The organism is Ignisphaera sp. (genome assembly GCA_038831005.1).
Taxonomy (GTDB): Archaea; Thermoproteota; Thermoprotei_A; order Sulfolobales; family Ignisphaeraceae; genus Ignisphaera.
In genome coordinates this window covers 98,110-119,779 of the sequence record JAWBKZ010000001.1, presented here as the reverse complement: position 1 = coordinate 119,779, position 21,670 = coordinate 98,110, and the positions used below count along the sequence as shown (strand labels likewise).

Here is a 21,670-nt window from a genome sequence, read left to right as displayed (position 1 = left end):
CACCCATTATGAGGTAATCATGGATTCAAAATCTTGCTTTATAGTCTTTATAACCTCATTAAATATTCCTGATTTGAGCTCCTCCAGTGTATAGTATTTCATCCTAGCTATAAGTGATCTACTTTTAGCCTCTCTAATCTTTGATACAGAAACACCTTTTGCTATAGCTTCTTTTGCGTATCTATAGAACTCCATTATGCATTTCATTATCATATGTCCTTTTTCTGGCGGAGAATAGGCATCTTTAGGTACATATGCACTTTGCTGTAAAAAGTCTTCTCTAATCATTCTAGCAATTTCAAGCACAAGTTTATCTTCTTCAGGTAGCGCTTCAATACCTACAATTCTAACTATATCGCTTAACTCAGCTTCTCTTTGAAGGATTTTTGAAGCTGTTTCTCTATATACGCTCCATTCGTTATTTGTTAACTTGTTCCACCAATCAGCTACATAGGGTATGTAGAGACTATAGCTCACTAACCAATTGATAGCTGGATAATGTCTTCTTGTAGCTAACCCATAATCTAGAGCAAAGAAACATTGCACATACCTAACAGTTCCTCTTACAACAGGTTCGCTAAAGTCGCCACCAGGTGGTGATACTGCTCCCATAATGGTTAAACTTCCTGTTCTTTCTGGTTTACCAAGAGCTACAATTCTTCCAGCTCTTTCATAGAACTCGGCCAATCTTGAGGAGAGATATGCGGGAAATCCTTCTTCACCTGGCATTTCCTCCATTCTACCGCTTATTTCTCTCATTGCTTCAGCCCATCTACTAGTTGAATCAGCAACCATTATAACGTCATAACCCATATCTCTAAAGTACTCACCTATTGTTACACCCAGAAATACACTAGTTTCTCTAGCTGCTACAGGCATATTGCTTGTGTTCGCTATAAACACAGATCTTTCCATCATCGGCCTTCCTCGCCTGACATCAAATAGCTTGAGAAAACTCGTTAAAGCATCACTCATCTCGTTTCCTCTCTCACCACATCCTACAAATATAGCTATATCGCTATGGCTCCACTTAGTTATCTCCTGGAGAGCTACAGTCTTACCGGTGCCGAATCCTCCAGGTATGGCTGCTTTACCTCCTTTTGCTAACGGGAACATATAGTCTATGACTCTAAGTCCTGTAATTAAAGGCTCGCCTGGATCAAGTTTAGATCTATACGGTCTAGGTATTCTGATGGGCCATATCTGGTAAAGTTTAACCTCATACCTTCTACCGCTACTCTCTACAATAGCAACAGTATCATCTACAGTATAATCACCATCAGGGGCAATCCATTTCAAACTACCCGATGTATTTGGCGGAATCATGATTTTGTGTAGAACAAGCGGAGTTTCTCTCACATAACCAATAATAGTTCCAGGCTCAACCTTGTCTCCAATGCTTAAGCTCTTCTCTCTCTCAAAAAACCATTTAACATCTCTCTTGAGAGCTGGTACTCTTACACCTCTCTTAATGAATATGCTACCAGTTATTACGCTAATATCTTTCTCAGGTCTTTGAAGACCATCGTATATAGAGCCTATAAGTCCAGGACCAAGTTCAGCTGACAAAAGACTACCTGAAGCAGCAACCTTTTCTCCTACTGTAAGACCCGTTGTATCTTCGTAAACCTGTATATAGACTTTATCACCTCTAATAGCTATAACCTCACCAATAAGACTCTCTTCACCTACATAAACAACTTCGTACATCATAACCTTAAGATCTTCTGCAACAACAAGCGGTCCCGTAATCCTATAAATCCTACCCGTACTAGACATAAACCTCTACCAAATCATTAATACTTTAGTATAAACATCTGTTACACATGTATATAAAAGTTTCAATAACTACCATACTCTCTGAAACCTCTATAAATTGATATAGATCTCATATCCTATGAATCTTCTAATAAATTCTCTATATACATCTATAGCCTCAACACCAAGATCCTCAGGTTTGTCTGGTAGAGAAACAACTATCGGATATACCTTCACTTGTTCTGGAATTCCATGTTTTTTAACCAGGCTTCTTTGAGTAATAACTATAGCTACTTCATCTCTCGAGAATGCATCCTTGATGCTTTTAATAAAATCTTTGTCACCTCTAACCTCATACACTTCGTCTATACCTAAAACCTGCATGAATGATACTAGATGGGGTTCAACTATTGCTATAATCTTTTTAACGAATTTATCTATCTGTGTAACCATGATCACCATCTGTATTTCTTCATGGCTATGTATCTCACAAGCTTGGATTCATAGAATTTCTCTATAAGCAGATAAGTGAGTCTGTCTAGAAGTGTTGGAGAGTATATGAGCATATCTTTCAATTCTCTATTAATATATTTAGACTCATAAACAAGAAGGAGTGAGATATCTCTGTCTATCCCTCTCTCTATTCCGTTAATAACTCTTAAGAAAATATCTCTAAGATGTCTAGCGAGTCTGTATCTCTCTAGAAACATGTCTATAACTATACGTTCTTTTTTTAACTTTTGGACATTCATTAGATAGCTATATAGTCTAATCAATACAAAAAGATGTAGTGCATCAACACTTCTTCTAGCATCAATTAACACAATATTATTCAAAGATGGTGTAGATAAGAACTTGAGTACTGCTACAACTCTACTTAAGTAGACTCTATGCACACATTCTATAATGGATTCTGATTCAAGACACATCTTATAGTCATTATGTAGAAGATCTGCTCTGTAACCTGTTAACGATTGTGCTATAGATCCAAATCTAGAGAACATATATTCTAGTGATTTACTGCCTCGTGTTTCTAATGAAATTGCTATCCTATCTATATCATATATCTCTATAAATGTTTCAAGATATCTGCTATATAAATTCGGTAGATATTTAGATAATTCTCTGATTAACTCTAGATAGAACGAATATACAGCATTATCTATACTTTCTACATCCTCATACCTACTCAATCTGGTATATTCAACTGGTAAAATACCTCTAGCAACAGCTGTAGATATATCGATAGTCTTTTCATGTTCAAGTATATCCGTTAGCAATTCTATGGATGGTGATTTGGATATAAGGATTGTTACATATCCATAAGAAGCTGCTTCAGAAAGCTTCATATTCATACTTCAAAAAGCCTCTGAAGCTCGTTTAGTGAAGAACTTAATGCTTTTTTCAGTCTGCTCTCGTAGCTATTATCAATAATAATACCCCTATCGGGACTCTCGATTACCACACCCCCAAGAATATCTACCTCTTTCACTTCTACATCTATGCCTCTGAACTTGCTCCTTACCACCTCTACTAGCTTTTCTGAAAGTTCTCGATCTCTTTTTGATACATAGATGACAATTCTACCGATTTGTGTCCCAAGATTGCTTAAAACCTCGTTAACACCTTCTATAGCGAGAATTTGAAGAGATTCAAACCTCTTTCTCTTATCCATATTCTCTAACATTTTCTTTACATTCTCTTCAATATCTCTAACAATGCTGTTTTTGGTTAGACTGATAATCTGTCTATATCTCATTCTCGCTTCTGCAATCCTTCTCTCGATTCCAACCTCCTTCATTATCCTGTTCTTCTCTTCTTCAATAATCTCCCTTTTCCTCTTCATAGCTTCTTCGATAATCTTTTCAGCTTCTCTTTTAGCATTCTCTAAAATACTTGTAGCCTCTTCTTCAGCTTTCTTAAAAACTATATCCCTTACATTATTGCTCATCCACAAACCCCCAGCATAATACTAAAAACAATACATATTCAATTAACTCAAACTCTGACTATCTCAACCTAGTATAAGTCCACTCATCAGTAGACCAAACACTAATCCAAGTACACCAAATAGCTCTTCAAATGTTGCCAATATGAATGTTGGTGCAAATATCTTACCGCCAGTTTTTACAAGCATTGCTGCTCCATCAGCACATACTTGTCCTTGCTTGAGGGCAGACCAAAATTCAGCAAATCCAACAAATAGACATAACGTCAGAAAACCTATTCCTCTAAATATCTCTATAGATCCCTCAGAAGCAACCTTTATGTTAAGGGTATTGTAGCTCAAGAACATGAATACAAACCCGTAAACCATTGCTTGGGTTGCTGGAAGAAGTGCTAAAGGCATTACTCTACTGAAGAGTCTAGGGTCTTCAGATATTGATGTTAAACCAACTGATGCAACTTTGTATATACCTAGTACAGAACCCATAACAGCCATAAGCTCAGTAATTGCTGGACCTGTATAAGCTAATGCTTCACCCAAACCTGTAGTCATTATATACACCGCTCATTATATTATGAATAGGTTTTGATATATAAGGTTTATGCTTTAACCAATTCAAACCTAATTAAAAGATACTACCTCTTTCTTGTTACAACCACTCTCGGAGGTATCTTTATTGATAATGGAGATACCCTTCTATTCTGTCCTTCATATATCTTTGAACCTATTTCCAATATGCAGAGTCTTAGCGAATGCACAAATGGTCCTAGAGGTGATAAAGCAAAAACAATGAAGTGAGAGATTATAGCTATAGCTATACCTAAAGCTATGTTCATAGCTATCACACTATAAATTATTTGGTTAAATACATTGGCTAATAGTATTGTTCCTAGAGCTATACCCGCTATTCTTATGAATGAGAATACATCCCCAAGAGCTCCAGATAGATCGAATATCCATAGAATGGCTCCAAGAGCACCCATAGTCTTAATTCTAGAGGCTGCTAATAAACCTACGAATGCGTATGATGTAAGCTGAATATATAGTGAGTTCTGTTCTACAAATGCGTAGAGTTCTTCGTTCACAAATCCATACATGGGCTTCATACCCCTTCTACTCAAGAAGTCTAGCGCATAAAGCAGTCCTAGGATCAGTAGCATAACCATAGAAAATTCTGTAAGTGCACCAAATAAGTCTCTAGATTTAACTGCATTCTTAATTAATGCTAGTACATGTGATGCTAGTATCCATATCCATCCAATAATTATACTGAACCCTATCATCAGTCCTGGTTCTGTAGAAATAATTCTGAGATTTGTGGGAATGTATTGACCAAATAGATCTCCGAAGAAGCTACCCGATAATATTCCTGTTACTATTCCTCCAGCTCCACTTATATAGAGAATTTTCTGTAGCTTCTTGAATCCTTCGCTATTAGGATCATCAGCAAAGATAGGTAGAATGTATCTTGAAGCTAGTATCAATCCTATCGAGTACCCTACATCACATATCATTAGAGAGAAGAACATTATGAATGCATATGTAAGTAGAGGTGTGGGATCCCAGTCGTTAACTGATGGAGCTCCATTCATTTCTGTTATAAGCTCGAATGGTTTATATGGTTTAAGGTTATTGAAATCCGATGGAGGGTTAGAATCATGCTCTACTACAACTTCGATAGGGTATCTGGTTTTCAGATGGTTAACTACATTCTCTACTTTTGATCTAGGTATCCATCCAATGATTAGAGATAGATATCTTGATTTAGTCGCTCTATATACAGTCTTGATTCTCTCATACTCAGTATCAAGTATTATTTTTAGTAGCGCTAAATCTTGTAGATGTTTAGTTACCATATCTCTCTTTATATTCAAAAACTTATCCATACTTTCTCTAGTTCTAGTTAGTTCTCCCTCAATAATGTTTAGAGCGTTCTGAAGAGATACTACTCCAAGTTTATCAACATACTCAATTCTCTTAATACTGTTATCTATCATCGATACAACTCTATGGTATTCTCGAGATATGAAAAGCATAGACGTTATTGTTTTTTGGTCCCGAATAGCTTGACCTATGACCGCTATAGCTCTTGATGAAACAAGATTCAATTGATCTAGAGATCCATAGAATGTATCAACAATGAATTCTTTACCGTTGTATCTCAATAGAGAGGTATCTCCATTAGGATTAGACAAAGCTAATGATTTTATCAACATATGTAGAAGTTCCAACTCATCTAGTTTTTGCTTCAGATCCTCGATAATCTTGTTTATTTCTCGTAACTCGCCAATAACCTTATTAAATTTATCAAGTAACATATTTAGATAGCTTTTGAATTCCTCAAAGGGTATAAACTCCTTTATCTCTATAACAACATCTTCCTCTATATGCTGAACGAACTCATTATATAAGCTATACGCTTTCTCTAGAAGTTCGTAATACCTTGCTATAGACTCTATTTCACGTTCATAAGTTTCTTTCTTTTCTCTAGATGTTATTACCTCTACTACACCCATCTTCATAAGCTCTGATGCAACTTGTTCTAGAAGATCTTGAGGAACAACGATATAGATTTTTTGAGCAAAATCGGGATCCGATAGTACTAGATACCTAGGGTTAATTTTACTCAAATTTCTACACCAGCTACAAGAGAGGCTATCTTTCTTGCTACATCTCTTACTTTCGTTTCAGCATAGATCTTCATTTTTTTGGCCTTTGCCTCAGCTTCTCTAATTATCTTATTTACTTCATCTTCAATGTCTTTTTCGATCTTCTTCTTAAGAGAATCTAGTTCTGCTAGATAGCTCTTATCTTCTAGGATAGCTTTAGCTTTCTTTCTAGCTTCTTCTAAAATCTCTTCTGCTTTCTTCTTGGCGTCTTCAACTATTTTGATAGCTTCACTCTCTATAGTCTCTAGAAGGCTACTCAATCTATATCCCTTTTAGATAGGTATGCGTAAGGTTTAAAAATTTTTGAACAGTAGGTATCCTAGTTACATTGGTGTTTATTCTTGGGCGAAAATATAGAGATGTTGTTACAGGCTGAGCTAAGGGTTGCAAATAAGCATTTACCTATATCTAGGAAAAAGTTGATAGAGCTGTTGAACGAGAATTCACCCTATGTTATATGTAGAGATGGTTCTATCCATATGTTTCGGCGTTCAGAACTCCAGGAACTCAGAAAGTTCGTTAATAATGACGAGGCTGATAAGCTGTATCTCCCTATAGTTATCCAGGTTAGAGCTGATATGGATTCATTCACAGGCTTTATAGAAGATGAATTAGAGGCTTCTGTAGTTAGACGTATTCTTGGGTTAAAACCTCCGTTAGATAATGAACCTAGGAAACTAGCTTTATATAGACCGCAAATAGCTGAATTAAGATACAGATTTCCAACTGTTTTCCAGGTAGCTATAGTTGTTGACCTAGATTCTATAGACATTCCACCGATAGATAGGTATTCCTATAGCATAACTTGATCAAGGACTTCGGGAATGCATACAAACGATATACCTACCTTTATCTTGATCTCTATAGTTTTGATATCCCTAGTAATACCCTACATAAATATGTATGTGGGTACAGGAAGTCGTTTCCGGACAAAGGTAATGGAAACTATAATCTATAGATTCGTAGACGAAATATGTCGAGAGATAGAATCCATTAGAGGGTTAAGGTTCACACAAAATGTGGAGGTAAAGATAATTACTACTGCTCAAGCTATAGAGATGTGGGCTCCTAAAGAAGACTATAAAGAGATTCCTGAACACCTTAGATATAGAGAGATGCTCTACAAACTTTCTCTTCTTATACCACTCAATAAAAGCATTATCCAGCTTGAGAGATCTTGGGTAGGCATGTTTCTGGCTGCAACAGCTGGTACAACACTCTACATAAACGTAGATTACTTCGATTCTAGAAAACCTACTACGAGGAATGTCCTAGCTCATGAGCTTGCTCATGTACTACAGTTCCTCAACTTCAGAATTGAATGGCCACAGTATCTAGATTCATCACTTGCTTTTTCGACACTTACCGAAGGTGATGCAGGTCTTGTTCAACATATGTACTGCGTCAAGACGAAGCTTTGTGAACCTTCACCTCCGACCAAGCTGTACCTAGACGATCTATATATATCTCTAAACCTGTTCCCGTATATCCATGGAGAAAACTTCGTTAGATACCTCTACGAAAAAGGTGGCTGGGATCTCGTTAACAAGGCTTACGAGAAGCCTCCAAAATCAACGCTTATGATTATGGAACCCGAACTCTATTTCGGATATCTCGTGAACAATACCATTATCACTATAAATACCACTATATCAATTAACAGAGATGCTAGACCTGTTCATATCGATGTACTTGGATCTTACTATGTGATGCTGATTCTCGCAAACAGTATAGGTATCGAAAAATCAAAAGATATAGCGATTAATTGGAGAGGTGATAAAGCACACATATATAAAGTATCGAATAGCACACACATCGAGTGGATACTGCTGTGGAACACAACATGGAGTAGCCCTATCTATGCCAGAAACTTTTACAGCAATTTAACATATGTTATATCGACTATCGGTAAAGCTTTGCTTAATACACAATCAGAGTCTTTAGTGGAGATAACCATCAATTCAATAGCTAGTTGGTATATCCGTACGTATCTAGATGAATACAACGTGTTTATAGAATCGAGATACGTAGAGAAACTATAGATAGTTAGTCATATCTTCTATATCTTCACAATCTTTAAATCGATAAGGTTTCTTCTTTCCACAACCTCTACAACATTCAGGATCTCGTCCATTGATGGAGATGCTCTTGAAGAGATCCTCGTGGCCTTAATGCCCGCAGCTACAGATGCATGCTTAAGTGCTTCAACAACATCGTGTTTCTTCAGATATATGGCTATAAAGACACCTGTAAATGTATCGCCACAGCCTGCTGTCGATAAAACCTTGAGTCCAAGTCTTTCTAGAGGTAGAGCCGATACCCTTATTACACTACCATCATGAATACCTATGGCACCTCTTTCTCCCATCTTGACTATGATTGAGCACCCTATTTCTTCAGAATATTTTTTGATGATAGATATGTTATCTACATCAACTTTTGCGTAAGTAGCTAGTTCGTGTTCATTCGGTAGATAGAAACATGTTCCACTAGATCTCTTGATAGATCCCACTAGATCCGGCCAAAGATTGTGAGGATCTATAAATATAGGTATATCGGTAATCCTAGCCATGTCTATCAGCTTAGTTGCTACAGAACGTGTTGTATTGCATATCGCTAGAGCCTTTGCATCATCAATTCTGTTAGGTACATAATGCTCTTCATATAGATCGTTAACACCTGGAAGAGTAATAATTGTTGATTCTCCGTATGGTTCCATAAGTATGTATGCCTTACCTGATTCTCCTTCTAAAACCTTAAGATGTTGCAGATCTACTCCCTCGAGACTCAGTTTCTCGTAAACAAATTGTTCGTAGTCCTTGCCTACAGCTCCCAAGAGTTTTGGTTTAAGGTTTCTATCTATTCTAGCTATAGATGTAGCTATATTAGCTGCTGTACCTCCTACATCGGTAAATAAGACTCTACCTCTATACTTCCTACCTCTACTCAGTATCCCGTCTATCTCTATAAATATATCGATATTGATTCTTCCAGCTATATAGATAGACATGTATCTAACCATAGATATTAATTTATAGCGAAATTCATCTTATCGTTATAATATCAACTCTCTATACATTCCTTGTATACTCATAATGATGCTTATAATGCTATCCAATATCGACAACCATCATATGCACTTTCTACGCGATATGGGTTGATAACATAACTTAATGTTCATTACTCTATTTCCTCTACCGCTATAGGTACGTCGAGAGTGTGTGCTCTACCTCCTCTAACAACATCAAGCCTTATATATCCTCTCTCTACAGATTCTTCAACTACCGCTCTTAGATCTCGAGCGTTAACAACTTTTTTGTTGTTTGCTTTCACTATTATGTCTCCTCTTCTGATCCCAACACTATATGCTGGTCCTCCTCTAACAACATCAATAACAACTAATCCTTCTTCAACAGGTAATCCATACATTACAGCAGTTTGTCTATTTATAGGAGCAACATATACACCTATCCATACCATAACTGGTTTACCGAATTTGGCTATAATGTCTAGAAATCTTTTGACGGTATTGATCGGTATAGCGAAACCTATTCCTTGTGCATAGGGAATTATGGCTGTGGTCACGCCTATAGCTTCTCCATCAACATTTACTAGAGGACCGCCACTATTTCCGGGATTTATTGCAGCATCTGTTTGTATGAGATCTTCAAGAATTATGTTTTCACCCACTATTGTTCTATTGACTGCACTAACTATGCCCATGGTGACTGTAGAGCCTGGTAACCCTAGGGGTGAACCTATTGCGAAAACCAGTTCACCAACTCTAACTTTATCCGAATCCCCTAAAGCTAGCTGCTTTAGACCTTCCATATCTATTTTTAGTAGAGCTAGATCTTTTTGAGGATCTGAAGCTAGAACTCTACCTTCAATGCTTTCACCATTGGGCAATGTAACCATAACTTTAGAGGCATGTCTAACAACATGACTATTTGTAACGATATAGCCTTTGTTGTGAATCACAAAACCAGATCCAACACCTTTTACAGGCGTTATACCGAAAAGCTCATCGAGACCAAGTTTAACCGTTGAAATTGTTACAACACTTTCTCTAACATCCTCAATAATATCTGCAATCCTGTTACTTAGATCCTTCAAATCCATAACGACAACCTCAACATTTATATAGATTACTAAATATATATATAGTTTAACGCTACCTCACTAGCTGTAGAGCTAGACCACAATTCTTTGCAAAACTGTAGATACGCTCAACTAATTCAGGAATATATTTAACCGACCTACTCTCGATAACGAGATTAATCGATATAGTCTGTAGAAGTGGTTCATATGCCATAGATGGTTGACGTACTTTATCCATGTATTTAGGCATAAGCTTAACTACTACATTCTTATAAAAACACGTAAAAGTTGTTGCAGAACCCACACATACGGCTACATCCTTAATAACTTCATGAAGTTTAACTAAACATTCCATTTCATTAGGCATTCCTTTAAGACGAATCTCATATACTATACGATACAAATACTACACCTAACCTCTTTACATCTAGCAAAATATTTATACTCTTAATCACAATATATTTCCCTTAGATATAGTATAGATCTTGGTTATATCTATGGAGACGTCAATGGTTATTGTCGAAAACCTCGTCAAAGTGTATCAGAAGAATTTTAGAGCTATTGATGACATAACTTTCTATGTCAAACCAGGTGAGATATTCGGTCTGATAGGTCCTAATGGAGCTGGGAAAACAACTACGTTGAGAATTATAGCCACAATTCTTCAGCCTACTTCTGGTAAAGTGATTGTTGGTGGATATGATGTTGTTAGAGATGCTGATAAGGTTAGGAAAATAATGTCATATCTACCCGAAGATGCTGGTGGATACAAGTATCTTACTGGTCTCGAGTTTCTGGAGTTTATATCGAAACTCTATGCAAAGAATCCTCATGAAGTTAAGGAGTCTCTGTCTATAGGTATAGAGCTTAGTGGTCTTGGTGATAAATTAAACGATAAGATTAAGACTTATAGCAAGGGTATGCTTAGGAGATTGCTAATAGCTAAAACTCTTATGGTTAAACCTAAACTAGCTATACTAGATGAACCTACATCAGGTCTCGACGTTATTAACGCTGTACACGTTAGAGAAGCCATAAAGAGGTATGTTAAAGAAGTTGAAGGTACTGTTCTTCTTAGTAGCCATAATATGCTTGAGGTTGAGTATCTATGTGATCGTGTAGCGATAATACACGAAGGCAAGATACTGACCATAGGGGCTCCTAAGCAACTCATAGAAGAACACGGTGTTTCTAATCTCGAGGAAGTTTTTGTAAAACTTGTTTCAAGAGGTAGATAGGTATGTTTTGGCTTTTTGTAGTTAAAGAATTTAAAAGCATCATTAGAGACCCAAAGTTGCTTATAGCCATGGTTGTAGTACCCTTGATACTTATAGCAGTACTGTACTTCATTATAGGTCAAGGTATAGTACACCAAATAGAGCAAACAACTAGAGAGAGCAGTATTGTAGCTGTATTCGACACGGATGGAGAAGACTATTCGCAGGTCTTCGTAAGCTATTTGAATTCACTAGGACTTAAAACCATAATCATCAATTGTACTAGTATTGATGAAGCTATAGAGATCTTTAAAGGTCTTGAGACTAAGATACTCTACATTATTCCTCCTGGATTCAGCTACAATCTATCTAGCCTCAGGCCATCTGTTGTACAAGTCTATGTCAAACTTGGCTCGTTAACGATAGGCGAAGGCGGTGTAATAGATATAGCTTCAAGATATATAAATCTCTTCAATAGCTACGTTATTAAAACAGTTGCTAGTGAAAAAGGTATTTCACCAGAATTTATTGGAGGAGCTATTGTCAGTACTACTCGCGGACTTCTAGTAGATAGAGTCATCGATAATCCGAGTAACACCGTTTTTGCTCTAACTATGGGAGGGCTGTTCATACCATTGATAATACTTATGCTTGTAATATTCTCTGCACAACTTATATCCACTAGCATGGCTATAGAGAAAGAGGAAAAAATGTTTGAAACACTACTCTCATTACCGATAAAGAGGATGAGTATTATTGGAGCTAAACTTCTTGTCTCTATAGCGATAAGCGCCATATACATGATTGGATATAGTTTTGTGTTATTTGGATTCATATTTAGATCTGTACCTGGTTTTGAATCGCTTCAGGGAATACCTTTAGCGATATCCCTACCAAGCGATATTGGTATATACATCTTGCTAAACGTTGCGGGATTAGCTATGTTCATGGTATCAGTAGCTCTCCTCCTAAGTCTTTTTGCTGAAGATGTGAGATCTGCTCAAGCGATTCTCGGAAACGTTATTGGACCTACAATTATAGCTGTATATCTCCCAATGTTTATAGATATATCATCGTCACCTAGCATCAGATTAGCACTCTCATTTATACCTCTAGCTAATACCATCTTCATACCTAAGATAGCCATAGTCCAAGATATTCCAGCTCTAGCAATAGCCTCTATCTCAAATCTAGTGTATGGAGTAGTTATGTTTATGGTTATAAGGAGAATTGTAAGTAGCGAAACAATATTCACCTTGAGACTTAGTGCAGGAAGAAAGAAGGCTATGAGATAGTCAATCCTTGTAAATAATGAGGTTACATGAGCTCCATCCTATTTTTTGTAGAAGCTCTACGACAATAGATGCCGCTCTCATAACAACCTCTCTCTCAACCCCTGGAACTCCTGCAGCTATAGTCACTATTTTTGTTGTATTCTCTGTTACACATGTTTCCATAGAATCTCTATGTGGATATATATGCATAACAGTACCTTTACTATCAACAAGTATAGGTATATCTTTCTCTAGAACCTCTTCTCCACCACCTATAGGCTTAAACTTTTCTCCCCCTTGACTGAACTTTATGGTTAAGGGAAGAGAAACTCTATCTAGATCATACATACCTATGGGCACCATTGTGTAAGCTGAAGCTATGTTTCCTGCATCAACAACAGGATTAATACATGGAAACTGATCCCTCAAGGCTCTTCTAACTAGAGCTTCACTTGCAGGTCTAGTTTTTGTGGGATCTATACCAAGTTTCCAGAAGAAGTCTCTATAAGCTCTAACAACCCTATCATCTCTTAGCATATCTAGAGTATACCTTGATTTTACATAGTTTATGAGGTTTCTGATCTCATCTTCAAAAGGATATCTTTCAAACAACTTTTCCGAGTCTTTCCAAGATATTGTATACGCTATATGTATCTCTAGAGACTTTACATTATTATCAAGATCAATAAGCTTGTCTATATTATCACAAAAACCTGCATTACCCATACACCTCTACCACGTATCTCAACTATCTTGTGGAAATTTAAATTAAAATTACATATCATTGAAGTATATGGGTACTAAATCTGAAATACAGTGATGTTAATTATTCATGAGAGGTATACAAAGGTATAAATAATGTAATAACTGTTTTAGAGAGTATAAGAGAGTATATAGATCTGATGCTATCTGTTGTCATTATTTTGATCTTGCTTTCTCAATAAGATATCTGTTGTTCTCTCACTACGAACTCGTTCTATCAACGTTTACTGCAACAGGTATAGCGTTTCTAACTCATAAGCTTGCACATAAATATGTAGCTAAACGGTAGTGGATATTCAAAGTATAGAGCATGGTCTCTAGGACTCATCATAACCCTTTTATATCTATCTTCAAGAGGGTATGTTTTTGCTATATCTGAGGCTATAGGAGTTGTACTTCTGTGATGTTCATCAAGAATAGTGATGCTTGTATCTTTGTCAAGTTCTTTAGCAAATATTGCGATAGGATTCATATGTATGATCTTAAGCTCTATACCGTCTATTGGATACATATACAGATTTATACGAATTACCGGTCAAGCTAATGCATTTCTAAGCTTTTTTAACTTATTACAATTACTTCCCCTTGATGATTACAGGGTATTTAGGAGCAATGTATCTCAATGGCTCTTACTTTTACATACTATTTTTCTGCGATACTGATTGAAATACAGTACTTCAACAAGTTTCTTGATGTATAACCTATCGGTATTGCCTTTGATATATAGACTTCACTCAATCGATGTATACTCTAGTCTCGTTAACTTATGTTCTGCACCTTTCATCCTCTGTATCACGACACTTTTAACTACTGTGTTATCCTTGATGACTCTCTCCGCTAATATGATGCCGTCAGCTACATGCTCTACAAGAGTTAGAAGTTGTTTAGCTTTATCTGTTGAGGTATGGAGTATAGCCAGTGTAAGTATACCTCTATACTTCGCTATATTAGCTCTAAGGTTCTTGATGAATTCTGCTACCCTATAATGTTCATGGTAAGACAAAAACTCATTTAGAGAATCTATTACAATTACACCCCTACCTCTAATATTAACCCTATCTACTGTCTGCATAACTGTATAGAATACTTGTTCAGTATTCTGTGGATCAACTTCCTCTATAACAGCTACATGTATTTTGCCTTCTCTATCCTTTATACGGAAACTATAGCCATCGATTATCATAAACAGCTTATCTCCCAAGTATTTATACAAATCCACACCAACAGAACTTGTTATTGATGCTACAGTTAGAGGATCTTCATCAAATGTTACATATATAGCAGGTTCATTTCTTAATAAGAATTGTTTCGCTATATTTATAACAAGGAAAGACTTGCCAGAACCTCCAGGACCTGCAATAACTATGAATGAATTCCTCGGGATACCATTAGGTAGAAGAGTATCAAGAATTTTAATACCGGTTACTATTTTTTCAACACTCATAAAATCCACATCCTGAGATTCGATAGCGTATCAGCTAAGATAATGCTAGTACACTTGGGTATAAAGCTTTTTAGTATAGAGGTACAATAAGATCTTTATTATTCAGTTATGATGAATCGATATCAATGATAGTATTGCTTATGGTTAAATGGTTAATATGTCTAAGTATTAATCTCTTTCTTTAGGTTCTTAACTCTGCATTGTTAGTATCGCTACCGTGACATACTCTTCTTGTTTCTTCAGGAACCTTTCTATAGCTTCTTTACCAACTACCCTAAGCGTGTCCTCTATAAAGCTTGGCGTATATATCATGTTTTCTAAATCAACTGCAAGTATAAACATCCAATTTGTATCACTCACATGAATGTATACTTCTCTAATTAGGGAACTGTATCTTCTGTATAGTTTATCTAGAAATTCATCCAAGTTCTTCACATCATCTAGTTTTACTTTTCTTCTCTCTAGAAGTGGGTACTTTAGATATAGAGAGGATAATGTTACTTCAGCTAGTCCATCGATAACCTTTGCATACCTTAGCGACATCGTAAATTTGGTTATGTTCATCTCGATACTCTTTGAACGTTTATTCATTTTCTCAACTATTTTATCTAAATTAGTTGTCAGTTTCTTTAACATGTTGTCTATGTACGAACAAATACTTTTATCGCCAATACATTCCGATACTATTTCGCATCCTTTCTCGCTACTCCTTATCCTAACCCTACTAACAGGATCTAAAGAACCACTAAATCTGAACATAATCACGTGCTCATCATTAACCTTAACTATAGAGTAAGTTAGCCACAGTTTCTCTTCGATAGGCTTGACCAATCCTTTCTTTCTCATGATAACGATTCCGTAGCCATCGAAAACCACATCTAGATATTCAGCAAAATCACTTAGATTCTCAAATATCTTCAGAATATTGCTGGGAGTGGCATGCACTTTCTGTTTCACTCTAATCGCCTCGCTAAACGATAGCCTCTAATTTAGTTAGCTACTTAAGCAGTATATAAAGTTTCCAGTAAGAGACAGAAACATCGTCTTTCAACAGTTGTGTATATACTTGGTTTACCGATACATTTATTTGTTTTACCATAGACATTAATCTTAAACTGTAGATACCTCATCTAGTTCTTATCCATGGTAATGGTGAGAGTAATGAAGGTACACCACGAGATAATAAGGTTTTCGACATCGAAAAGATTTGAACTTATAGACATTACGCATAGAGTTGAAGAGATTGTGCATAAAAGCGGTATCAGTAGTGGGCTATGTATGGTTTTTGCACCTCATGCAACTGTAGCAATTATAGCTAATGAGCATGAAATAGGCCTTATGGAGGATATACTTACCTTTATTAAAGAGCTAACCCAGCCAAATAGAGATTGGAGACACAATTCTATAGACGATAATGCACATGCACACATCGGTTCAGCCGTACTTTCGCCTCACAGACTTTTCCCTGTAATTAATGGAGAACTTGTGCGGGGAACCTGGCAAAACATATTCATTTTAGAGATGGATGGACCTAGAACGAATAGGACGATATATGTAACAATAATGGGTGAATAGCTCTACATCAAGCTTGTGATACGATAACGCAAACAGTTTCGTTCATATCGCATAATTTTGGTCTAGAAACGTATAGGGCTACTCCATCATGTTGAGCTTTTATCTCTATATCATCAAGCGTACCTATGGTTGATCCGCTTTCGATGTTAGATCCGGCATGTACCATCGGTATGAATAATCCTCTACTTGTGCATTTGATAAGATTATAGGAGCTAAAAATCTTCTGCTCAACAGATTTCGATCTAGTTTTCCTCTTCATGAATCCCAGATTCGTAAGAGCGTTTAACAAGACATCATACAAATGCTCTACATCATTTAAGTCAAAGGTTTTACCACCTCTACCAACTATTGTTATAGCTTTGCAATTATTTTCAGCCAGCTTAAATCCTAAACTTTTCAGTTCGTATTTAACTACAATATCTATAGGTATAGATTTAACTAATCTTTGTAGTTCATCATCTAGAGGTTTATATGGTGAAACAACTATATATGGAATGAAACCAGGTCTGCATACTATCTCTATTACCATGCATTGATTCGCTATTATTTCTAGGACTCTATCAATTAATCTACACAAAGGTGAACTAATTTTTACTCTATTCTTTAAACACTTATTTATATCGAATACCGATGAATATTCGTTAACCTGTGGAATAATCTTTATCGTCCCTTGCACAGATAAATCCTTAAGCTCCTTGACAAGTTTCCGTAACGTAGCTATACCACATCCATCTGATTTAGTTCCACCCGACATCAGCACAATACATGGAGAACCTCCACCAAATACATACATATTGAAACCTATATCTACTGCTAAGTTTATTCTCTCAGTTAGAATGTTTACCACCTACTATGCTTCTCACACATTCTTTTACACAAAGGTCTAGCTCTTCTACGTAGACACTAACTTCCACACATTTTTCTCTACATACCCTAACAGCGTGTTCTTTTGAATAACTATCCACCTCTTCCACAACCTTCACCTTGCATCGAATTTCTATAGAATATTCGTTACTTAAAAATCATAAATACTTTTATAGCTATATTGAGTAATAGTTATTGGGATAGAGATGCCTAAAGCTATAATCCTGATAAACACAGACGTCGGTGCTGAAGAAGAAGTCTCAAAAGCTCTATCCGAAATTCCCGAGGTCAAGGAGGTGCATATTGTCTACGGTATATATGACGTTGTTGCCATTGTTGAATCAAATACTTTTGATACATTGAGGAATACCGTTATAGCTAAGATAAGAAGGTTTCCCCACATAAAAAGTACAACGACATTGATTGTTGTTGAACGATAGTGTAGAAAATTCTGGTAATTCAGATAAATCATTTTGATTTTTTACCTAACAAACCTAGTTTCCTTACTGGTAGTGTGGTTTAGATGAGTAGTTACGAGAAGTATGTTGAAGGATTGCTAAAGCTTCAGAAGTGTTATCGTATTCAAAACATATTGAAGAACGATGTAGTATCTAAAATAGATCTAATTACGAGACCTAGAGTTGCATTAGTTTTGGCAGTAACTTTGTGGAGCATCAATAGAATTAAACAAGGTGTTTTTAGTTATGGAGATATAGTGTATATACAGAAAAGGCTTGCGAAATTCCTTACAGAAGGCGATCAAGCAGCTGTAGATATACTTAAGAAAATGCTGGACCTTATTCCAATGCGATACGGTATGGATATATCGCTTGCTGCAAGAAGATGTAGTGTTCTAGAGCCCATACTCCTGGACACAATAAAGGCATTCAACATGATTAGAGACGTAATAGACATAGCTACTGTTACAAAGAATATTGATGAGGCTCTTAAGCACGACTATAACCTATGCTTAAACGATGTTGATATATTACCGCCTACCAACATAAATACGAAAGAATATCTAGTTCTTATTCTGGTATCTCTAAGAGATAATATAGATCGTATAACCGATCCAACGCTTAAACAAATAATAGAGCTACTCACCGAAGAGATTAGAGATACTGATATGACTTACAATGATCAAGTAGCTGTAGCCCTCATAGTCAAGCTTATAGCGGATAGCATTAAACCCAATGTTCTATGTGCTGAACCCTGTATAAATATATCGATCTTTTCACAGAAACTCTTAAACGATCTTTCAGCGCTAGACATAGATCCATCTAAATCCAAGTACTACAAACTTTATCAAGAACTGTCAATGAGAAGTATAGTTCATGGAGCTGTAAAAACCGTATGATTGATGTGAAACAAAATTACGCAACCCTTTTGTAGCTATAAATACCCATCACTAAGATAATCCAGTAACATTGTATTTGTTTTGACACCAAAATTCAGGAAGGAATAATAGTGCATTAATATTAACCTGGATTTAGATGATATCTAGGATCCTAAGGAATGATAAATCATGATACTATTCCAATAATCCAAGATTGATCAGGAAATATATACATTTTGCATAAAAGCCTCACAACTTAGATCAACTGTTGTAGGTAAAAAGAATAAAAATTTAGACTGTAGATAAAATCATGATACTATAGATATACTGTAAGTTATAGATATGTGATGAAGCTTCACCTCTCTGAAGAATGATGATAATTCCTTTAACTGAGGAATAATTTTTATACTGAACCAGTCTACATAAGAGAATCAGGTCTCTGTACATAATGCAACAAGGATTCAAGAGATCCAATGCCTCTAGTCTACAACATGAAATATACAAACATGTGGTACCCGTAAACAATAAACTGTATGCTCTAGGTCTATATAGCTTCCGAGTTCAGCAGATCGTTGAAAATATCAGTTGCTGGTTAGATTTTTATAAAAATTGAATTGAAATCAAACAGTAGATAAGAATACATTAGTGGTATCCCATGTTATTCATATGATGCTAGCCCTTCTTTAGCGTCGAATACACTTGATCTTTTAGACCCACTTTAGATAGAAGTCTTTCTAATCTGTAGAGCTGTTCGTGAGCAATATCTATTTTCTTAGCCATCTGTGCTATTGGTATATCATTAGCTCTTGCATATAGAAGATATATCAATGTTCTAACACTATGAGGATGTCTTAATGCTGATGCTACCTGACTATCAAATACAAGCCAATCTATCACATCTACGTGTTTTTTGACCCATTCCGCTATATCGGGCGGTAATTCAAAACTATGTTCAAGTCTTTTTCTAAATATAACCTTGTTTCCCTCGATATTCAATTTTCTTTTTCTTCTTCTCCTTTTTTCGATTAGTATTTCTCCGCTCATGATCTATACCTCAACTCTAACTCTTAGTCTATAGACTATATTAAAGAGTTAATAAATTTATCTGTTTTTCGAATTTTAAACACTATATTAGAAAAGACTGTGAACAATTAACTACAACATATATGGATATTCATTTAAAGTATTCATACCTCCTTCACAGAAATTTTAATACCTCTATACAGTACATAATTAATTGGGATAAAATTTGAAGAATATTCCTGAACCTGAAGCACCCATATTTAAGGCTACACTTATCTATAAAGACCTTGTTTATGATGTGTCTTGCAATATCTATGATTTTTTAGATTGTGAAGCAAATGACTGTGCTCTAGATCTCTTTGAGTCTTATATACAGAAGTATGTAGAGAAAGAACATAGGGGAATAATTACTATCGAGAATATTAGAGGCGGCAAGATCTTTGTATACTCTGTAAATGGGTCTACAGTATGTCTATGTATTCATAGAGCTGAAATAGATTGTGCAAAGATATGCAAGAGTTATGAGAAATAGCATGGCAAATATTTCACAATCACAAATATGTCCTCTAGAGATAGGGTTATATGGTATAGCGCAAGTGCAATAGCATAATTGTTTGTAGAACAAACATAGGTTATCATCAGAGATAGGGTGATAACCTGTGGAGCTAATGCTACAGCCATTAACTGATCAACATTATCTACTGTAACACGGAACCCTATATACATACCCTTAAACATGAACCTATGGTTAACTTTAAACATTTTTATATAGATGTAGTGAAGTGCTTCATGAACTAACCCAAGAAGCGGTGTAAGAAAACACATACTCATGGCTACATCGTATCCTATCCTCTCAACAATAATCCATGTAATCAGCAAACCTGTAATGATTTGTAAAACTATCTTTAGTTTCATTTAACTCCCTCTCTATGGAGTGATCTACATTAAAATATACTTTTCGAGTACTACAAGTAGTTGACTGAAACATTTATTGAACTCTATTACTACTGATTTAAACACAGTGAGATAAGAAGAACAACAAAATCCTAACCTCATATATATAACTACAATGTATCACTACTAATGAATACCGTAGTGACGAATTCTATCATTGGTGTTCTCTCATTACTTAACTATGGAGTAATTGATGAATTTTAGAATCACCAAGGTACATTCTTTAAGCCCAGTTTGTAGGCTAGATAGTTGGTAGTTATATGAAGAACAATTGTGGTTACTGCTACGTATATGAACTGCTTAAAGGTAATATTTATAAACTTTAGGGAAATAGCTATAGCTACAAGAAGAAAGGATAATTGATCAATCAGTGGTAGAGGAGCTCCAGGTTTTAATCCAAGTCTTCTCTTAATAAATGCTCCTAGGAGATCACCGACCATGGCTCCGAAACCTAGAGCTATACCCCTAATAGAGTAGGAATATAAGGATACAGAAGCTTCAAAGAACGTTTGGATAATACTCGTCAAAACTCCCACAATTATTCCTGCAATAAACCCTTCCCACGTTTTATTATCACCAAACATCCTTCTACCATCAATAAACATTCTACCTCCATCTATTGGATGCTTCTTGAACCCGAATATCTCTGTGATTTTAGTAGCTATAATTGGGGCTCCGTTAGCTGTATAAGCAGGTAAAATAGTCCATAGAGCTTGAATTAGTTGTTTTATTTCGCTATTCATGA

At 35.9% G+C, this 21,670-nt stretch carries 27 protein-coding genes; 8 read left to right on the top strand and 19 right to left on the bottom strand.

The features are described 5' to 3' along the window. Positions 1 to 6 precede the first annotated feature (6 nt). From QXK50_00605 to QXK50_00575, 7 genes are all read right to left on the bottom strand, one after another. A complete protein-coding gene (locus tag QXK50_00605; protein ID MEM2007662.1) occupies positions 7 to 1,779 on the bottom strand; it encodes a V-type ATP synthase subunit A in 1,773 nt (590 codons plus the stop codon). Positions 1,780 to 1,869: 90 nt separating this feature from the next. Then, complete coding sequence (locus QXK50_00600; GenBank protein ID MEM2007661.1) at positions 1,870 to 2,211, bottom strand: V-type ATP synthase subunit F; 342 nt, start codon at positions 2,209 to 2,211, stop codon at positions 1,870 to 1,872. A 2-nt stretch (positions 2,212 to 2,213) separates the two neighbouring features. Further along, complete coding sequence (locus QXK50_00595; GenBank protein MEM2007660.1) at positions 2,214 to 3,107, bottom strand: hypothetical protein; 894 nt, start codon at positions 3,105 to 3,107, stop codon at positions 2,214 to 2,216. Positions 3,108 to 3,109: 2 nt separating this feature from the next. Beyond that, the gene (locus QXK50_00590; protein ID MEM2007659.1) at positions 3,110 to 3,709 is read right to left on the bottom strand and encodes a V-type ATP synthase subunit E family protein; all 600 of its coding nucleotides are present in this window, start codon (positions 3,707 to 3,709) and stop codon (positions 3,110 to 3,112) included. Positions 3,710 to 3,772: 63 nt separating this feature from the next. Continuing rightward, positions 3,773 to 4,258 (bottom strand): ATPase, encoded by a 486-nt coding sequence (locus QXK50_00585; protein ID MEM2007658.1) that lies wholly within the window; start codon positions 4,256 to 4,258, stop codon positions 3,773 to 3,775. 83 nt (positions 4,259 to 4,341) lie between these two features. Further along, on the bottom strand, positions 4,342 to 6,336 hold the full coding sequence (locus tag QXK50_00580; GenBank protein ID MEM2007657.1) for a hypothetical protein: 1,995 nt from the start codon (positions 6,334 to 6,336) through the stop codon (positions 4,342 to 4,344). Beyond that, entirely contained in the window at positions 6,333 to 6,635 is a 303-nt protein-coding gene (locus QXK50_00575; GenBank protein ID MEM2007656.1) for a hypothetical protein, read from the bottom strand. Before QXK50_00575 ends, QXK50_00580 begins: the two co-directional genes overlap by 4 nt. Before the next feature lie 81 nt (positions 6,636 to 6,716). Here QXK50_00575 and QXK50_00570 point away from each other — a divergent pair, with 81 nt between their 5' ends. Both QXK50_00570 and QXK50_00565 read left to right on the top strand, forming a co-directional pair. Then, positions 6,717 to 7,184, top strand: a complete 468-nt coding sequence (locus QXK50_00570) for a DUF61 family protein (protein MEM2007655.1) — start codon at positions 6,717 to 6,719, stop codon at positions 7,182 to 7,184. Between the two features lie 15 nt (positions 7,185 to 7,199). Further along, positions 7,200 to 8,417 carry a DUF4157 domain-containing protein gene (locus tag QXK50_00565; GenBank protein ID MEM2007654.1) on the top strand — a complete coding sequence of 406 codons (1,218 nt, stop codon included), beginning with the start codon at positions 7,200 to 7,202 and terminating at the stop codon, positions 8,415 to 8,417. A 17-nt stretch (positions 8,418 to 8,434) separates the two neighbouring features. Here the strand turns inward: QXK50_00565 and QXK50_00560 are convergent, their stop codons facing one another. From QXK50_00560 to QXK50_00550, 3 genes are all read right to left on the bottom strand, one after another. Then, the gene (locus tag QXK50_00560; protein MEM2007653.1) at positions 8,435 to 9,385 is read right to left on the bottom strand and encodes a PfkB family carbohydrate kinase; all 951 of its coding nucleotides are present in this window, start codon (positions 9,383 to 9,385) and stop codon (positions 8,435 to 8,437) included. A 170-nt stretch (positions 9,386 to 9,555) separates the two neighbouring features. After that, a complete protein-coding gene (locus QXK50_00555; GenBank protein ID MEM2007652.1) occupies positions 9,556 to 10,497 on the bottom strand; it encodes a trypsin-like peptidase domain-containing protein in 942 nt (313 codons plus the stop codon). A gap of 52 nt (positions 10,498 to 10,549) precedes the next feature. Next, positions 10,550 to 10,879 (bottom strand): hypothetical protein, encoded by a 330-nt coding sequence (locus tag QXK50_00550; protein ID MEM2007651.1) that lies wholly within the window; start codon positions 10,877 to 10,879, stop codon positions 10,550 to 10,552. A 94-nt stretch (positions 10,880 to 10,973) separates the two neighbouring features. Between QXK50_00550 and QXK50_00545 the strand changes: the two genes are divergently transcribed. Further along, on the top strand, positions 10,974 to 11,714 hold the full coding sequence (locus QXK50_00545) for an ABC transporter ATP-binding protein (protein MEM2007650.1): 741 nt from the start codon (positions 10,974 to 10,976) through the stop codon (positions 11,712 to 11,714). Between the two features lie 2 nt (positions 11,715 to 11,716). After that, positions 11,717 to 12,988, top strand: a complete 1,272-nt coding sequence (locus QXK50_00540; protein MEM2007649.1) for an ABC transporter permease — start codon at positions 11,717 to 11,719, stop codon at positions 12,986 to 12,988. Here the strand turns inward: QXK50_00540 and QXK50_00535 are convergent, their stop codons facing one another. The 4 genes from QXK50_00535 to QXK50_00520 form a co-directional block, all read right to left on the bottom strand. Beyond that, entirely contained in the window at positions 12,989 to 13,693 is a 705-nt protein-coding gene (locus QXK50_00535; GenBank protein MEM2007648.1) for a phenylalanine--tRNA ligase beta subunit-related protein, read from the bottom strand. A gap of 283 nt (positions 13,694 to 13,976) precedes the next feature. Beyond that, the gene (locus tag QXK50_00530; GenBank protein ID MEM2007647.1) at positions 13,977 to 14,240 is read right to left on the bottom strand and encodes a hypothetical protein; all 264 of its coding nucleotides are present in this window, start codon (positions 14,238 to 14,240) and stop codon (positions 13,977 to 13,979) included. Between the two features lie 219 nt (positions 14,241 to 14,459). After that, on the bottom strand, positions 14,460 to 15,173 hold the full coding sequence (locus QXK50_00525) for an RAD55 family ATPase (protein MEM2007646.1): 714 nt from the start codon (positions 15,171 to 15,173) through the stop codon (positions 14,460 to 14,462). A 189-nt stretch (positions 15,174 to 15,362) separates the two neighbouring features. Next, positions 15,363 to 16,130, bottom strand: coding sequence for a hypothetical protein (locus tag QXK50_00520; protein ID MEM2007645.1), 768 nt, complete (start codon positions 16,128 to 16,130; stop codon positions 15,363 to 15,365). Between the two features lie 204 nt (positions 16,131 to 16,334). Here QXK50_00520 and QXK50_00515 point away from each other — a divergent pair, with 204 nt between their 5' ends. After that, positions 16,335 to 16,748: a secondary thiamine-phosphate synthase enzyme YjbQ gene (locus QXK50_00515; GenBank protein ID MEM2007644.1), complete on the top strand. Its 414-nt coding sequence runs from the start codon at positions 16,335 to 16,337 to the stop codon at positions 16,746 to 16,748. 7 nt (positions 16,749 to 16,755) lie between these two features. Here the strand turns inward: QXK50_00515 and QXK50_00510 are convergent, their stop codons facing one another. Both QXK50_00510 and QXK50_00505 read right to left on the bottom strand, forming a co-directional pair. Then, positions 16,756 to 17,595, bottom strand: a complete 840-nt coding sequence (locus tag QXK50_00510) for a hypothetical protein (protein MEM2007643.1) — start codon at positions 17,593 to 17,595, stop codon at positions 16,756 to 16,758. Beyond that, positions 17,576 to 17,722, bottom strand: a complete 147-nt coding sequence (locus tag QXK50_00505; protein ID MEM2007642.1) for a hypothetical protein — start codon at positions 17,720 to 17,722, stop codon at positions 17,576 to 17,578. Before QXK50_00505 ends, QXK50_00510 begins: the two co-directional genes overlap by 20 nt. 96 nt (positions 17,723 to 17,818) lie before the next feature. On the opposite strand from QXK50_00505, the gene QXK50_00500 reads away from it, so the two are divergent. Beyond that, positions 17,819 to 18,052 carry an Lrp/AsnC ligand binding domain-containing protein gene (locus QXK50_00500; GenBank protein MEM2007641.1) on the top strand — a complete coding sequence of 78 codons (234 nt, stop codon included), beginning with the start codon at positions 17,819 to 17,821 and terminating at the stop codon, positions 18,050 to 18,052. An 83-nt stretch (positions 18,053 to 18,135) separates the two neighbouring features. After that, positions 18,136 to 18,969, top strand: coding sequence for a hypothetical protein (locus tag QXK50_00495; protein ID MEM2007640.1), 834 nt, complete (start codon positions 18,136 to 18,138; stop codon positions 18,967 to 18,969). 651 nt (positions 18,970 to 19,620) lie between these two features. On the opposite strand, the gene QXK50_00490 is transcribed toward QXK50_00495, so the two are convergent. Next, complete coding sequence (locus QXK50_00490; GenBank protein ID MEM2007639.1) at positions 19,621 to 19,992, bottom strand: hypothetical protein; 372 nt, start codon at positions 19,990 to 19,992, stop codon at positions 19,621 to 19,623. Positions 19,993 to 20,197: 205 nt separating this feature from the next. Between QXK50_00490 and QXK50_00485 the strand changes: the two genes are divergently transcribed. Beyond that, complete coding sequence (locus QXK50_00485) at positions 20,198 to 20,503, top strand: hypothetical protein (protein ID MEM2007638.1); 306 nt, start codon at positions 20,198 to 20,200, stop codon at positions 20,501 to 20,503. On the opposite strand, the gene QXK50_00480 is transcribed toward QXK50_00485, so the two are convergent. Continuing rightward, positions 20,491 to 20,886 carry a metalloprotease family protein gene (locus QXK50_00480; protein ID MEM2007637.1) on the bottom strand — a complete coding sequence of 132 codons (396 nt, stop codon included), beginning with the start codon at positions 20,884 to 20,886 and terminating at the stop codon, positions 20,491 to 20,493. The two genes, QXK50_00485 and QXK50_00480, sit on opposite strands and share 13 nt — an antisense overlap. A gap of 245 nt (positions 20,887 to 21,131) precedes the next feature. Next, positions 21,132 to 21,668 carry a CDP-2,3-bis-(O-geranylgeranyl)-sn-glycerol synthase gene (locus tag QXK50_00475; protein ID MEM2007636.1) on the bottom strand — a complete coding sequence of 179 codons (537 nt, stop codon included), beginning with the start codon at positions 21,666 to 21,668 and terminating at the stop codon, positions 21,132 to 21,134. Positions 21,669 to 21,670 lie beyond the last annotated feature (2 nt).

Coding starts and splice junctions, on each gene's coding strand:
- QXK50_00595 (MEM2007660.1), bottom strand. CDS start 3,107: ATGAAGCTTTCTGAAGCAGCTTCTTATGGATATGTAACAATCCTTATA.
- QXK50_00590 (MEM2007659.1), bottom strand. CDS start 3,709: ATGAGCAATAATGTAAGGGATATAGTTTTTAAGAAAGCTGAAGAAGAG.
- QXK50_00540 (MEM2007649.1), top strand. CDS start 11,717: ATGTTTTGGCTTTTTGTAGTTAAAGAATTTAAAAGCATCATTAGAGAC.
- QXK50_00555 (MEM2007652.1), bottom strand. CDS start 10,497: ATGGATTTGAAGGATCTAAGTAACAGGATTGCAGATATTATTGAGGAT.
- QXK50_00480 (MEM2007637.1), bottom strand. CDS start 20,886: ATGAAACTAAAGATAGTTTTACAAATCATTACAGGTTTGCTGATTACA.
- QXK50_00490 (MEM2007639.1), bottom strand. CDS start 19,992: ATGAGCGGAGAAATACTAATCGAAAAAAGGAGAAGAAGAAAAAGAAAA.
- QXK50_00605 (MEM2007662.1), bottom strand. CDS start 1,779: ATGTCTAGTACGGGTAGGATTTATAGGATTACGGGACCGCTTGTTGTT.
- QXK50_00495 (MEM2007640.1), top strand. CDS start 18,136: ATGAGTAGTTACGAGAAGTATGTTGAAGGATTGCTAAAGCTTCAGAAG.
- QXK50_00560 (MEM2007653.1), bottom strand. CDS start 9,385: ATGTCTATCTATATAGCTGGAAGAATCAATATCGATATATTTATAGAG.
- QXK50_00500 (MEM2007641.1), top strand. CDS start 17,819: ATGCCTAAAGCTATAATCCTGATAAACACAGACGTCGGTGCTGAAGAA.
- QXK50_00585 (MEM2007658.1), bottom strand. CDS start 4,258: ATGACTACAGGTTTGGGTGAAGCATTAGCTTATACAGGTCCAGCAATT.
- QXK50_00475 (MEM2007636.1), bottom strand. CDS start 21,668: ATGAATAGCGAAATAAAACAACTAATTCAAGCTCTATGGACTATTTTA.
- QXK50_00515 (MEM2007644.1), top strand. CDS start 16,335: ATGAAGGTACACCACGAGATAATAAGGTTTTCGACATCGAAAAGATTT.
- QXK50_00535 (MEM2007648.1), bottom strand. CDS start 13,693: ATGGGTAATGCAGGTTTTTGTGATAATATAGACAAGCTTATTGATCTT.
- QXK50_00545 (MEM2007650.1), top strand. CDS start 10,974: ATGGAGACGTCAATGGTTATTGTCGAAAACCTCGTCAAAGTGTATCAG.
- QXK50_00600 (MEM2007661.1), bottom strand. CDS start 2,211: ATGGTTACACAGATAGATAAATTCGTTAAAAAGATTATAGCAATAGTT.
- QXK50_00530 (MEM2007647.1), bottom strand. CDS start 14,240: ATGTATCCAATAGACGGTATAGAGCTTAAGATCATACATATGAATCCT.
- QXK50_00525 (MEM2007646.1), bottom strand. CDS start 15,173: ATGAGTGTTGAAAAAATAGTAACCGGTATTAAAATTCTTGATACTCTT.
- QXK50_00565 (MEM2007654.1), top strand. CDS start 7,200: ATGCATACAAACGATATACCTACCTTTATCTTGATCTCTATAGTTTTG.